This is a genomic window from Streptomyces sp. NPDC042336 (genome assembly GCF_055581985.1).
The window spans coordinates 434,897-448,420 of sequence record NZ_JBVJEA010000002.1 but is presented as its reverse complement, the minus strand read 5'-3'; the positions used below and the strand labels follow the sequence as shown (position 1 = coordinate 448,420).

The 13,524-nt window shown below is 58.2% G+C and carries 12 protein-coding genes; all 12 read right to left on the bottom strand.

The window, feature by feature from the left end:
• Window positions 1-10: 10 nt before the first annotated feature.
• Window positions 11-2,011, bottom strand: coding sequence for a right-handed parallel beta-helix repeat-containing protein (locus ACZ6IM_RS07180; protein ID WP_469554724.1), 2,001 nt, complete (start codon window positions 2,009-2,011; stop codon window positions 11-13).
• A gap of 142 nt (window positions 2,012-2,153) precedes the next feature.
• On the bottom strand, window positions 2,154-3,227 hold the full coding sequence (locus ACZ6IM_RS07175; RefSeq protein ID WP_469554721.1) for a hypothetical protein: 1,074 nt from the start codon (window positions 3,225-3,227) through the stop codon (window positions 2,154-2,156).
• Window position 3,228: 1 nt separating this feature from the next.
• Window positions 3,229-4,695, bottom strand: a complete 1,467-nt coding sequence (locus ACZ6IM_RS07170) for a Gp37-like protein (protein WP_469554718.1) — start codon at window positions 4,693-4,695, stop codon at window positions 3,229-3,231.
• A 1-nt stretch (window position 4,696) separates the two neighbouring features.
• Window positions 4,697-5,650, bottom strand: a complete 954-nt coding sequence (locus ACZ6IM_RS07165; RefSeq protein ID WP_469554716.1) for a phage tail domain-containing protein — start codon at window positions 5,648-5,650, stop codon at window positions 4,697-4,699.
• Between the two features lie 54 nt (window positions 5,651-5,704).
• Window positions 5,705-10,384: a transglycosylase SLT domain-containing protein gene (locus ACZ6IM_RS07160; protein ID WP_469554713.1), complete on the bottom strand. Its 4,680-nt coding sequence runs from the start codon at window positions 10,382-10,384 to the stop codon at window positions 5,705-5,707.
• An 8-nt stretch (window positions 10,385-10,392) separates the two neighbouring features.
• The gene (locus ACZ6IM_RS07155) at window positions 10,393-10,635 is read right to left on the bottom strand and encodes a hypothetical protein (protein ID WP_469554712.1); all 243 of its coding nucleotides are present in this window, start codon (window positions 10,633-10,635) and stop codon (window positions 10,393-10,395) included.
• A 167-nt stretch (window positions 10,636-10,802) separates the two neighbouring features.
• Window positions 10,803-11,141 (bottom strand): hypothetical protein, encoded by a 339-nt coding sequence (locus tag ACZ6IM_RS07150; RefSeq protein ID WP_469554710.1) that lies wholly within the window; start codon window positions 11,139-11,141, stop codon window positions 10,803-10,805.
• Between the two features lie 74 nt (window positions 11,142-11,215).
• Window positions 11,216-11,815 (bottom strand): phage tail tube protein, encoded by a 600-nt coding sequence (locus ACZ6IM_RS07145; protein WP_469554709.1) that lies wholly within the window; start codon window positions 11,813-11,815, stop codon window positions 11,216-11,218.
• Between the two features lie 64 nt (window positions 11,816-11,879).
• Entirely contained in the window at window positions 11,880-12,266 is a 387-nt protein-coding gene (locus ACZ6IM_RS07140) for a hypothetical protein (protein ID WP_469554708.1), read from the bottom strand.
• Window positions 12,266-12,622 (bottom strand): hypothetical protein, encoded by a 357-nt coding sequence (locus ACZ6IM_RS07135; protein ID WP_469554705.1) that lies wholly within the window; start codon window positions 12,620-12,622, stop codon window positions 12,266-12,268. Before ACZ6IM_RS07135 ends, ACZ6IM_RS07140 begins: the two co-directional genes overlap by 1 nt.
• A complete protein-coding gene (locus tag ACZ6IM_RS07130; RefSeq protein ID WP_469554704.1) occupies window positions 12,619-12,948 on the bottom strand; it encodes a head-tail adaptor protein in 330 nt (109 codons plus the stop codon). The genes ACZ6IM_RS07135 and ACZ6IM_RS07130 overlap by 4 nt, the downstream gene beginning before the upstream one ends.
• Window positions 12,948-13,505, bottom strand: a complete 558-nt coding sequence (locus tag ACZ6IM_RS07125; protein WP_469554703.1) for a phage gp6-like head-tail connector protein — start codon at window positions 13,503-13,505, stop codon at window positions 12,948-12,950. The genes ACZ6IM_RS07130 and ACZ6IM_RS07125 overlap by 1 nt, the downstream gene beginning before the upstream one ends.
• Window positions 13,506-13,524: the final 19 nt, after the last annotated feature.

Here is a 13,524-nt window from a genome sequence, read left to right as displayed (position 1 = left end):
TTTAGCTGTTCTAGCCAATCGCAGCCCAGTAAGAGGGTCCTGCAAGGTTGTTGGCAGGGTTGATCGTGGCAGGGAGGGCGGTAAGACCCGTCCCGTTGGTGGCAAAGCGGAACGTGCTCGCAGTGAGGCCAACGTTCAGAATGCTGGTGGAACCAGAGATTGCAGTTGTCCGCGGCATAGCGGGCAGAGTTCCTGCATTGAAGACCCATGCCACCCAGTAGGTTCCGGGCTCCAGGGTCATGGCAGGGATGTCAGTGGACTTGAGTCCAATGGCAGGGACCAGGGAACCCACATCGACACTGGCCAGACGAGTTCCAGCAGAGCTGTACAGACCGACGAAGTTGGCTCCCGTAGTCGGAGTGGCTCCACTATTGCTCAGGTGCCAGTAAATCTTGCTGACAGTCGTCTTGGTGGGGAGGTAGACCGCGGACAGGAACATCGTTCCGCCCACAGCAGCAAGGCTGCTGATCGCATTCTCAGGGCTGTAGGCCCACGCCTTCAGGTTGTGGTCAGAAGGGTGGGGCTGTCCAAGGGCTCGCCCAGTAGCAACAAGGTCAGTCACCTGGACAGGACCAACCTGAGCAGCGATCGGCTTACGATCCTCTGCGTAGTTGTTGCCCACAACGCCAGAGGTGTTCGGCCCGATGGTGACTCGGGTATTGGTGCCGTCATCCCGGAGAGTCCCCAGGAGACCGTGAAGGTAGGCGCCTGTGTACTGCACGTCTCGTGCCCCAGAGATGGAGACACCGTAGTCAGGACTGGTGTTGGCCGTGCCTCCGTCGTCAGAGCCGACGTAGTTCTGATGACCAACAACGACGACAGGAGCCTGATTACTCAGCCTGAGGCCGGCATAGCCGCCCCCGCCAAGACCCCCATTACGGCCATCCCGACGAGTCATCAGACCCTGAATAAGGAAGGCTCCATTGCCACTGGCGTCCACTCGGACGCCATCCCAGCCATTCCGGTCAGTGGAGCACCCCGTCATCGTCATAGAACCACTACCAGGCCAGTTGCCCCAACCACCAGTCAGCCAGAAGCCGTAGTTGCCACACCACTCAGCACGTGAGTGGGTGACGATGGTGTTGGCACAGTTGGTCAGCTTGAATCCGGTTGACCAGCAACCAATGACCTGGCAATCCTCAAGGGTCAGGTCCGTGTTGCCCTCGAACACCATGCCGTTCACATGGCAGTTGTCCACCATGACGGAGTGAAGGCGCCAGGAGTAAGGCCACGTGGTACCAACAGACGCGGTCACGATGCCGTTGTTCGGCATCTGACGGAAACAAACGTCCCGCAGAACAACGTTCTGCACGTTGCCCCGGGAGTAAAGTCCGTCAAGACCTCCCGTAGGCACCTTGGAACCATCGAACATGAGATTCGTGATTCGCTGTTCACCGTTGATGGCTGGGTGATCCCCGTCGTCCTCACCAATGATGGTGACCATGGCACCCGTGGTGAAGGTCGGAGCAGCCTGTATGTAGCAGGGCCACTCGTCTCCCACCATTCCCGGACCGTTCATCAGGTTGGAGTGTGACCCCAGAAGGGTCACACCACGGGGGAGGTCAAGAGGCTGGGAGATCTTGTAGATGCCCTTGGGGAAGTAGACCACTCCACCGTAACCCGCGCCATCAATGGCGTTCTGAATGGCCTGCCAGTCGTCAGCAACACCATCGCCTACAGCTCCGTAGGAAGCAGACTTGACGTTGAGCCAGTCAACAGAGCCTCCTCCCTCTCCAAGGGAGGAGGGGAGCTGAGCAGGCAGCACCTTGCCAGTAGGCCCAAGGGTTGCAATGCCGTTGGCAGCACCCTTCTGGGCATTGACCTCAGCAAGGGCACCGGCCTTGGAGCCGTGCGGATCAGCCGCGGTGACGTGCGTCGCTAGGTCAGTGGCTGTGTTGACCGGAGTCATGGCCACCCGGCCGGCTCCGAAGTCGACATAGAGAAGTGTGGTCCCGTCAGGACCGTAGAAGTGAGGGACCATACCCTCTGCATTTGAAGTAAGCGTCATCATGGGCTGGTTGGCAAAGTCCAGGAGGTCAGTTACCTGGAGAGCCTCAGCCCCCGGACCATCCCACACTGTGCCTTCGGCACCAGGTGCACGGGAACCATCGGTGTTCTCTGCAACATCTGCGGCTGTACCGCCAAAAAGGTTTCTAGACATTCAGTGAAGGCCCTTCGAATTCGCCAGTCTCATAGACTCCAGAGATCAACAGCGTTGACTTGCCGGGAATAGTTGTCAGCACGTTCAGACCTTCGTCAAGCGTGCTGGTTGCCGGGTAGTACAGGTAGAGGTAGTTGGAGCCAGTGGAAGAGGTCTTGGCCACGATGTCCACGAAGTTTGGAAGTCCGTTCCTGGACTCAGGGTTGTCAATCACCCCGTGAAGGATCGTAGGAATCGTGTTGGCAGGAACCGAAGGGAGAGTGACAACCACGGCTGCCGAGGACTTCACCTCGGTGGACGAGGTGTTCCGGATCTGCATGGAGAATGCGACTGTTCCCGGGGCAATGATTCGCCAGTAGCACTCACGGTTAGCCGTCGGAGGCTTGTTAGACACAGTCAGGATGTCCGGGACGTACTTCTTCCGGGCGCTCAGGCTTCGGGTGACCATGTCCCCCTTGGAGCCCCTGAACCCCTCCTCCATGCCCCCCGTGTTGTTGATGTCCATATCCAGCGTGAAGGTGCCTACAGGCTCAGAAGAGGAAACGTGGCGACGATTCCAGGGAGCTACAGCCATGTCCCGGGTTCGGTAACGCCTACGGTCCCCCAGCGTAAGAGTCTGATTGCTCGTCGGAACCTCAATAGCCCAGAGGGGCATCTCCCAGATGCCCCCAAGAACCCTTTGCGGCTCAGGTTCACGGGGAACAACGGAGGGCTGTCCTTCAACCCGCTTGATGTTGACTGCGCCAGTAGCCATGTCGGCTCGAATAACCACTAGATCAACTCGACGCTGAGAGGTCGAGTTGTTGGTAGGAGCAGGGATCGTAAGAGGAGCATCAAGGGTGTAGTAGAAGCCTCCGACAAAGGCTGATCCTGGCTGGATTACCAGGTTGGACCCAGAAATGGAGCAGTAGAACGGGAGACCCGCATTGGTGTCTCCCTGAACAAGTTGATGGTCCACCACATCAGGGGCCCAGAGGTGAGACATGTCCTGCCACTGGGAAACGGAGACAAGCTTGCCTCCACCGCCGGCACTGTCTGCTGCAAACGGGTAGCTAGTTTCTGCCATTTCACATCCTCGCTTCCAGTTTGCGCAGCTTCCTACGCAGATCGAATACGGTCTGATACAGGTTCAAGGGATCGCCACTGCCCTGGTCACCGATCTTCGGAGACACAGAGAGGGCGTTTCCTCCGTCATCTACGGTGATGTTGACTTCCCGGACCATGTCCTTATAGGTGACCCCGTTGACCTCAACAGAGACAACGTCTCCAACGAAGTAGTCACGGCCGAACATGATCTGCTCGGTGTCTATGGGATAGATCTGGAAGTTGCCGGACTTCTCGCCCTCCTTGAGGACTTCATCCGCGGCCTGCTCAATGACTTCCAGGTAGTAGGACACTACAGTGGCCTTGGCGGCATTGATCTGGGTAATCAGGTCTGACTTGGCTTCGTTCAGAGCCGTATTGGCTGCCGACAGGCGAGCATTAGCAGCCGCCTTCTCTGCGTCGGTCTGAGCAGCATCAAGCTGAGCCTGGGCCGCATCCCTCTCGTCTACTGCACTCTGGTAGTCCCGTCGTGCCCGGAAGAGGTCTGAAGTCCACTCCGTGCCGTCTGGGTTCTGTCCGAGGTCATCGAAGCCGTCCGCATCCTTCTTGACCACCAGAGCGGGATTGCCATTGGTATCCGTCTTGAGGGGGATGTCCCTGCGGTCTACGAACTGTTCGATCTGGAGATTCCACTCAGTCTCTGAAGCAGAGTCGATCTTCTGCCAGATGTAGCGTTCCTTGCCCTCGCCCTGGCAGGCGACAATGACCCGAGTGACCTTTGGGGCACTGAGGGTCCAGATGTACTCCCTCAGGTTTCCCAGCTCGGGGGAGAACCGAATTTTCCCTGAGAGGTCTCGGGGCTGGTACGTCCTGAACTCAATGGACTTGCTGTTGGGGTTGTAGATGAACCGCCAACCGGTCTTCTTGTCCGCGGACCACTCAGCGAACTTCTCCCCGATCACGTCGTAGCGAAGAGAGTCCGACTTTGTTGACCCAAACCCAGTAGGGGAGGTGCCTGTATCAACGCCGGCTACCTGTCGGTTGGCCAGGGCACCAGAGCCCAGAGACCTTCGGACCTCGTCCCACATAAGGACGTTGGCCTGCTTCTTCACGTTCCGAACGTCATTGGGGGAAGAGTACTGCTGCGACACAGGAAGGCTCGGCTCTGGGAAAGCGAGCCTCTCATAGGCCAGTTTGTTGTCTGTCTTCCCACCGACAAAGATGGAACCCTGGGAAGAATGCTGTTGGACAGTCCAGTAAGTCTGGAAGTCCTCAATCTGACCAGTCAGGATGGGGGTCTGTACCCCATCCTGGTAGATGGCCACCCCTCCACCTTGCTGAAGGAGTTCAGCCTGAGGGGTTCCCGCCTTGACCAGGAGCTTCCATGAGCCCTGGTCATTGAACTGAACCACCATGTCCAGTTGAATCCAAGTATCAATGACACCGACACGGTTCAGGTCTCTGTCCCGTACCTCAATTCTGTAGGCCACATCAGTACCCCTCATATCTGGGCTGGAAGATCAGCCGGACTTTCGCATTGGAAGACCCCGGAACGATGTCCACCAAGCACACGGACTCTCCTTCGGGGAGAGACCAGAGCTGGGGACTGTCGTCCAGCAGGGGCCAGTAGTTCGTGTTGAGGTTGTCTCTCAGGGACTTGAAGCCTGGACGTGTGTCGACAGTGAGGACTCGGCCGGCAGGGACAATGTCCGTCCCTGACCCATCTGCGGTAACACCGAAGGAGGACTTCCCGTCAGGGTGTGTGAACTTGAAGCCCTTGATGGGCCCCGTCAACTCCCAACGAGGCCAGGCCTCTACATCGCCAATGTTGTCTACGACGACTTCGGAGCCGGCCACGATGCCGGCGTTGAGATGCAGAGGGAAGAACGAGGTGGGATGAAGGAAAGGCTCTCCTGTGCCGAAGGCCCACTCAGCCACCTGGACATCGTCACCGTAGAACCAGGGGTCATAAGCGGTGAACTGGAGACCGAACTTCTTCCAGGTGAACCCTGACTGGTCCTCAGTCTCGCTGCCTTCCATACCGCCCTTGTAGTAACACTTGAGGTACCGCGGTACAGCATCGCCTTCGATGAACTTGAGGACACAGAACCCCTTCTTGGGGTTCAGGGCAGAGACGAGCTTTCGCTTCAGCTCCCGGATAGTCTTCCTGTCAATGCCGTGCAGGAAGATAGGAATCATGATCTCTCTGGACACCGCTCTGGCGTCCCGGAAGATTCCGCCATCCAAGTTCGGACTGTCGTCCGCGTGCAGTTCAAAAGGAGGCGCATCCAACCCCGTGGCGCCGGGCATCATGACGATGCCCGGCCAACGAGAGTCACGGAAGTTGGTGAGGGCTATTTCTTCACCCTCACCGTTCTTCCCTGTGATGGATACGTATGTCCTCCCCCAGTGCACCTTCTGAGGAGGCTGAGGCCCTGTCGGCACAGGGACTGTAGGGGGCCTCCGTAGCACCGGAATTGGCATACGGTCACCTCATTTCTAGAGCCTGTCTCCATACATGGAGTCGTACCACTGGAATGCCCGCATAACGGCTTGCGGAGTGTTCTCCGCCTTGGCCTCCTGAACCGTGAGGTACACGGGTCGGGCACCGGTCATCATTGAAGAGGTCTCCTCATTGCTGTAGACCCTCTGACCCCCTCTGCCGAAGTCCACCAACTCCGGGCCCCTCTCGCCCACCAGAGCGAGACCAGGAGACGCAGAGAGCGTCCCAGTCCAGTAGCCCTTGACTCCTGAAAGAGCCTGGCGCCACTTGGAGCCATAGCGAGTGGTGGCATAGTTGAGGCCTGCGTAGATACTTGCCATGGGGTCCGTGATACCGCGGGAGCGGTACGGGCCGGCATACGCGTTGAAGGTGGAAGGAATGGTCTGCATCAGACCCTGGGAGGGCTGACCCATCTTGGCGTTGGAGTCCCACAAGTTGATGGCCTTGGGGTTACCACCAGACTCCACCTGGATACGGTGGAGGACCAACGGGATATCAGACATAGGAAGACCGAGCTGAGCAAGAGCCATCTTGACCTGAGGAGTCCAGCGGGAGACAGCGTCCCCCACACCGGGAATTCCCATCGTGATGTCTGCTGCCCCAGATACGTCAGGACGCTCAACGTCCAGCTTGTCTCCACTGAAATCGAAGAGCCCTTCCAAATTCGGAAGAGCCTCCTTGGCTGTAGCGTAGGTATCCTTGATAACCTGGGAGGCATAGTCCTTGGGGGACTGCCAGATTTCTCGGATACCCTTGACCATTCCAGTCAGCGAGTCGTACTCGGACATCACCAGGTCCCAGACACCTCCTACAGCGTCTTCTACGGTGCCTATAGGGTCCGTAACAAGGGCCTTGCCCATGTCCCAAATTCCCTTGCCTGAATCCCAGAGTCCTCCGAAGAAGTCACCGATCATGTCAGTGATGGCATCAGGAGAGAACAGGTGCTTGAGGAACCTTCCCCCTCGTTGGAGGATATTTCCTTCGCCCTTCCACACGTCATCCCAGAAGAGAGAACCTGCGGTAGGAGCCAGGGCGCCTCCAACGAGACCAACGACTTGACCCAAACCCGTGGGAAGCTTCTTAAGGAAGCCCCACGAATCCTGGGTGATGAAGTCGTAGATGCCCTTGAACTTGTTTGAGAGGTCCGAACCAACAACGCCCGCAGCATGAGTACCAGTCCGGATAACGCCCTTCTGAGGACTTCCACCGATACCCCTGGAGGAGCTGTCCATTGCCATCGTGGCGCCGGCTGCTGCAACGTCATTGCCTACGTTGAAGTTCCTGGACAACTGGATAAGCTTGTCCAGACCCAGTGACTCAATAACGCCACCGCTGGCAAACCGCTGGGTCATGGCCTTGCGAATGCCAGAAGCACCTTGCGTCATAGCAATGGCGTTCATCTGGTTCACATACTGAGGGCCTACAGCAGCAGTCCACTCGGGGCGCATGACCGACTCTCCACCAGAAAGGTCAAGCTGACCTCCCGTGGGGGAGAAGAAGCGGTGAACGTCTCTACCAGGGGTGTATCCGGTTAGGACACCACCAGTAGCCTTTCCCTTCTTCTTCTTGCTTCCGGAGGAGTTGTTTCCTCCCCCACTACCTCCCCCAGGGGAGATGTTTCCGATGTCTTCCAGGTGGCCAAGGAGCGTGTTGGCCTTGTTGCCAGCGTCCTCCAGTGCGTCCTTGAGATCCTTGACGTGTCCGGTGACATCGCCTAGCTTGCGGTTGTTCAGATTCACCACCCGGCCAGTGAGGCCGGACTTATTGGTACCCACCAGGGTGTTAACTTCGTTCACCTTGGTTTTGAGGGTCCCGAATTCACCTCGAAGGGCGCCGAGCTTGGCGGCGTTGAGGTTGGAGACAGAGGTACGAGCCTCGTTTACCTTGGCCTTGAGCTTCTGAGCCTCTTCCGTAGTCTTGTTGAACTCGGCTCGGAGGCTGTCAAGCTTCCGTCGGTTGAGAGCACCCACAGCAGAAGAGGTGTCAGTGACCTCGTTCTTCAGGTCAGTGACAGATCCATGGGCCCCGTCGACAGTGACCTTCAGCTCTACGAGCTTCTTGCCGTTGAGGTCGGTCAGCGAGGATGAGACACCCTTCACCTTCTGGTCCAGGTCCCGGACCTTGTCCGTCAGTCCAGTGAACTCCCCACTGATCTGACCAAGGCCCTGGCGGTTCAGTTCGTTGGTGCTGGTCGTGACGTTGGTGACCTGAGTACGGGCGTTCTGAGCAGCAGAGCCCAGACTTCCCCCGCCCCCAGCTCCTCCACCGGAGCCGGCAAACTGGGTGACCAACTGACTGATGGAAGTCGAGTTGACATCCCGGATCTGCCGTTGCAGATCCCTCATGCCTTCTTCGGTCTGCCTGATGGCGTCCTCGGTGTCACGGATCTGCTGAGCAAGCTGGTTGCGTCCAGAGTCGTTGCCGGTGATCCGGTCCCGAGCACGGGCCACCGGCCCGCGGGTGTCCCCGCCTCGAAGCTCCGTACGCCGGTCTCGGTAGCCCTCACGGAAGCCGTCACCACGACGAGCGGAGGCAATCCCAGAGCCAACCTGACGAGCACCACGGGTAGCTCCTCGAACAGCCCGAGCAGCACCACTCACAGGAGCCATAGCGGCTCCGAAGATCTTGGTCACCTTCCCAAGAACCTTGGTGGCAAGGCCAAGTGCCAGAACGAAGGGAGCAACCGCAATAGCCAGCTTGGCCATCTCAGCCAAGCCATCCTTGATTTCAGGATGCTGATCGAGCCAGTCAGAGAAACTCTGAATCTGCTCAACGAAGGTTCCCAGAGCCTCGAAGGAAGTCTCAAGGAGCTTGATAACATTGCCCTTCTGACCGGACATCAGCTCCTGAACCTGCTGAAGGAGTCCACCTTCATAGGTGTACTCACCAGTCTCAGTGAGTTCCCCCTTCTCATCCCTTCTCATTACCGGGACTCGCTTGCCCATGATGGACTCGCCAAGCTTGGTGTACTTGTACTCACCAGTCTTGGGGTCCTCAGAGGCAAACAGGCTGCCCAAGTTGAATTGGGCCTGTTCCTTCATCTGGGAGATTCGGCCACTGATCGTGGCTGAGGTCATCTTCTCGCCGTAGCCAGCCGAACCACCGGTACGAGAGCTGTCCGGATTAACGATAGGAAGACCCGACTTGGGGTCGATCTTCCTCTTCCCGTTCTTGTCCAGCTCGAAGTATGAGGGGTCCCAGTGCTGGAGAAGGTTGTCCACCATGTCTCGACCGGAGATGCCGCCACCCTTGGCGACGGGAGTACCCACCTGCTTCCAGAACGCGCCAGCGTTCTCATAACCGAACATGTGGGCCAGCTCACCAGCAGGAATACCAGTTGCTGAAACAAGCTGGTTGATGTTCCTCGTCGGAGCCTTGTCAAGGTCCATGATGCGGTCAATGGCGTACATAGCCCGCTGGAACATATTCGGGTCCAGGTTGCCAGCCTGAGCCATGGAGTCACCCACGGCCATAATGATGTCCGTGGTCTTACTGGCTGCCTTGTTGGCTGCCTTAGTCTTCGTGCTCTTGTTGTACCACTCGTCGTCATTACCAGCGATGGAGCGAATAAGCTTCATCTGGTATTCGTGCATCGTGTCGATGCTGAACGGAGTAGCAATTGCGTACTGCTGAATGGCGTTCATCTGAGCAGCGGACTGCTTCTTGTCAACTCCAGCAGCGGAGAGACCCATCTGCCCAAGGATTCGCATGTCCGCGGACTTCACACCGATGGTGGTGAGCATTGCCGAGACGGCTCCAAGGGGAGCCAGGAGAGCGGTGCCGACCAGCCGGCCAGTCTCAGTGATGTTGGTTCCGAGGCGCTCGATCGCCTCGCCCTGTCGCCTCCAGGAGGTACGGAGGTCAGTCAGGCTCCGACCAACAGACCTGGTGTGGTCCTGCATCTGCCGGCGGTACTGAAGGAGCTGGGTACGCAGTGACTGAGCCTGAGTACGGTGGGCGTCAAGCTGACTGCGCAGTGAGGCAATCTGGGCCTGGCGCTGCTCGGTCAGGGTCTGACGAAGCTCAGCCCGCTGTTCCCTCTGGGACTGACGGAAGGCCGCGGCCTCTTCACGGGCAGCCCTCTGAGCTGCCCGGGTCCTGTCCTGAGCGAACTGCTGGTAGGAACGGAGAGCTGTTCTCTCCCGGACAGCAGCGTCCTTGAGAGCCTGAGCCTCTGCCTTCTCCCTGGCCTTGATCTGGGCCAGGCGCTGCTTCTCAGCAGTGGACCATGCCTTGGCCGTGGTCTTGGCTGCCGTCTCCTCCTGCTTGACCGTGTCCCTGAGAGCCCTACGGGTCTCAGCAGAGGTGGCCTCCAGGAGCTTCCTCTTCTTCTTCTCCAGCTCAGTAGCCTCACGGAAGCGCTTCCCCGCTTCCTTCCCGTACTCCTTGGTGATCTCCTGCTCAATGCGCTTGAGCACCTTCTTGGAGTCAAGGGCAGACTTCTGTATCTCCTTCTGAGCCTTGTCAGCAGCAGCCTTGGCCTTCTTGGGGATCGTGGCTACCTGACTGGTCACACCCTCGGAGAAGGTCTTGCCTGCGGCCTTGCCGGCCGCACCCATCTGCTTCTCAAGCTGAGCCCTGGTCTCTCGGAGCTGCTTCTGATTGATCTTCGGGAAGACATCGATGTAGCCGCTTCCGACCTTGATGGGACCCCTTCCGCTTCCAGCCGTGGCCATACGACCTCCTACGAATTGAATCTCTGGAAGAACGCAGCCACTTCAGGGCCAGAAGCGAACTCCTCGGTGGGCTTTTCAGGAACGACCTCGGGTTGACCAGGTCGGGGAATGGGCTGAGGCTCAGGAATGGGCTCAGCATCCTCAGCAGAGTTGGCTTGGATGAAGAGCCAGTTAGACACCGCGGCCTCATCAGAGATACGGGCCAAGGTGTATTGCTCAAGAGTCCACTCAGCGGACTCGTCCAGAGCCATGAGAAGAGTTGAGCGACCAGGCTTCATCATCAGAGACCTGATGTAAGAGCCGATCTTTCGGAAGGACAGCCGTCCGCGCCAGAGGTCATTGAGATCCTCTTGGAAGAACTCCTTGAGATCTGCTTCAAGAGGCTCATAGAACTCTTGCAGTACGCGAACGGTGCGGATCAGTTTCCCTCGTCCTCATCTCCCACCTGACCAGAAGCCTTCAGGACCAGGTCTGCAAACTCACCGAACTGACGGATAGTCGGGCGGGACTTGCGGAACTCAACCCACTGATCCGGACCCACGATCTCAGAGACAATCTCGTACTCCGTCTCCGCGTAGGCAACCTCCATCGGAATGTCCAGCGGATCAGCCGGCACCGTGTAGGTAAAGCCCTTGTACTCGAACGAGGCAGTCTTAGGAGCCTCGTCCTCGGTCTTCTCGTCGTGCGTCGCCTCTGCCTGCTTGGCAGCCAGGGCGGAAGTCTTGGAAGTAGTCGTCTTTCGAGCAGCAGCAGGCATGAGTGTCTCCAGTGGGTATTACGAGTGAGTGAGAGTGAGTGCCGGGGTTTCATGTCTCCCGGCAGGACAGAGCATCACGGGGTGTCAGTCATAACCGCGTTGGTGTAGACATCGCCCAGGGACCCGTCAAGGTCCATGGCGTCAATGGTCAGCTGGAACTGCTTAGCCTGAGTCCGCTGAAGGGTGATAGCACCCCGCTCAGAAACCATGGAGCGGTTGAGGACGACCCTCCAGTACTCGTTCTTCTGCTTCCAGTCCACAACAAGGCTGAACTCAGCAAGCTCAGGCAGGGAGGACAGGTTCAGCTTGTAGGTACCCGTGGGGGTCGGAACGCCGGCAACGTCCTCCACAACCTCAGTCCACTTGGTCCCGAAGAACGTCTCAGTGACGAGCTTGCTGGCCTCCAGAAGGGTGGCCTGGACCTGGAAGGCAGCGGAGTCGACGTTGTAAAGAACAGGGGCCGCGGACTGCCAGGCCGGCAGGGGCGTGGTCTGAATGGTCGGGGTCAGGGTGACGCCCTCTTCAGTGACATACCCAAGAGCCTTGTAGCCGGCGGGCACGGTGGTACCTCCGTCGCCAACCTCCGCAGGGACCACAAGGGAACCCCCAGTGGGGGCAATAGAAAGCATGCCGCTAGGGGCAAACCGGATCTTACCGGCATCAGTGTTAGCCATAGGTACTCCTCATCAGGGCAACAAAAAAGGCCCCTCGGAAGGGGCCTCAGGTGTGTTGGTTCGTTCAGTTCTCTACGCAGTAAAGGGAGACAACTCCGCAGTAGACGTGCTCCCTTGAGGAGGCGTCAGGCTCGTAGGTCGGGTACTCCTCGTCATGTGCATCAAGGAAGTACAGGTCTCCCACTGAGACATCCCTGAGGCCCTTCAGGAGGTGCTTACGGACCAGGAGTGCGAGATCTACAGCATCACTTCGGTCTGGGCTGTATACCTCGTAGGCAACGTAGATCCGGTCTCCCACATCCCTGAGGAATTGATAGCCATTGTCCAGGTAGACATAGACCGTGGTGTCTCCGACAGTACGAGAAGTCATGTCAGGAGTGACACTGCCCTCAGGAAGGTCAGGAAGACTCATGAGGTAAGACACCACAGGGATCATCGGGTCAAGACTCATCAGTCCTCCCTAGCCTTCAGCAGGGCCTCACGAAGGTAGTGCTTGCCCGGGTGCCGGCGACCTCGTCTGTCCGTCCAACCACGGTCCTGAAGGAATGCGTGACGAACACGGTCATTCAACTCAATGGTGACGTTGCCGTAATAGCCTCTGGCGTCCCTCTCAACAAAGGCGCTCATGGCCTTCTTGAGCTGGTTCCAGGTGGTCTTGGTCGTACGAGACCGAGGGGCCTCACGAACGACGTAACCACGGATCTTCTCCGTGACCTCAGCCACCAGGGCGCCTGCCTCAAGGGTGGAGAACATCTTGGTTTCCCACCCGCGGTCAAACGTCATATGGAACTTGCCTTCTTGGCTCATCCGTTCTTCGCCCTCCAAATGATCAGATGGGTATGACGGGTAGAGCCGTAAGGCCAGAGATCCGGAGGACCGTCCACCTCGAACCAGACACCGCGCCACTTGACGCGGTGCTGGTCGTCTATCAACTCCGTGTAGGGCAGGTAGACATGGAGACGCTCCTGAGCAAGGTCCCTCTCGGGGGACCTCATCTCGAAGTTCTTCTCAGGCTGTACAGAGGCCCGAGAGGTCAGGACCAACACAGGGTTGGTCCAGTCCCTCTTGGTGTAGATGCCGTCCTTGACCTCAGCCGAGGAGTAGACCTCAACGACCTCGTCCCACTGACTCATCAGCAGTCACCCCGCTTAAGGGTGATGGTCCCGGCAGAGGGCCGGTACCTCCGAAGAGCCTGCATGGCAGCAGCAGACAGAGACTGAGGGGAAGACGCCGTGGCGTACTCGACCTCACGTTCTCCAGTCCGCTCCATAGCAAGGCCAGGAGTTTGAGCCATCCAACGGATGACCTCAGCCGCGGTGGCAGTCTTGAGGACTGCCGGCGGAGTGAAGTAGCCCCAGGAGCCGGTGACTGTGACGACCTGGCCCCAACCGTCAGCACGGTAGAGACCAACCTCCAGATCGTTGAGCACCCAGTCAGTGATGACCTCAGTGCCAAGCTTGACCTCGGTCACCTGGAGGAAGGGAAGGTAACGACGAGGGATCTTGAGGAAGCAGCTCCCTGTAGAGGGGAGCTGGAAGCTCTGGTTCTCTCGACGCTCGAAGTCCTTACCGCAGTAGTCCTCAATGAGGACAGTGCAGTCATCAATGAATGCCTGAACTCGGGTCTGCTCTTCGGGAGTGAGGGGGTATCCAAGCCGGATACCCACCTCATCAACAGTGACAAAAGCCACTAGACATCCCTCCCTTCAA

Bases quoted from the DNA above. Each gene is read 5' to 3' on its own strand.
- ACZ6IM_RS07140 (WP_469554708.1), bottom strand. From the start codon at position 12,266: ATGAGTCTTGACCCGATGATCCCTGTGGTGTCTTACCTCATGAGTCTT.
- ACZ6IM_RS07160 (WP_469554713.1), bottom strand. From the start codon at position 10,384: ATGGCCACGGCTGGAAGCGGAAGGGGTCCCATCAAGGTCGGAAGCGGC.
- ACZ6IM_RS07175 (WP_469554721.1), bottom strand. From the start codon at position 3,227: ATGGCAGAAACTAGCTACCCGTTTGCAGCAGACAGTGCCGGCGGTGGA.
- ACZ6IM_RS07180 (WP_469554724.1), bottom strand. From the start codon at position 2,011: ATGATGACGCTTACTTCAAATGCAGAGGGTATGGTCCCTCACTTCTAC.
- ACZ6IM_RS07155 (WP_469554712.1), bottom strand. From the start codon at position 10,635: ATGGCTCTGGACGAGTCCGCTGAGTGGACTCTTGAGCAATACACCTTG.
- ACZ6IM_RS07130 (WP_469554704.1), bottom strand. From the start codon at position 12,948: ATGAGTCAGTGGGACGAGGTCGTTGAGGTCTACTCCTCGGCTGAGGTC.
- ACZ6IM_RS07135 (WP_469554705.1), bottom strand. From the start codon at position 12,622: ATGAGCCAAGAAGGCAAGTTCCATATGACGTTTGACCGCGGGTGGGAA.
- ACZ6IM_RS07145 (WP_469554709.1), bottom strand. From the start codon at position 11,815: ATGGCTAACACTGATGCCGGTAAGATCCGGTTTGCCCCTAGCGGCATG.
- ACZ6IM_RS07150 (WP_469554710.1), bottom strand. From the start codon at position 11,141: ATGCCTGCTGCTGCTCGAAAGACGACTACTTCCAAGACTTCCGCCCTG.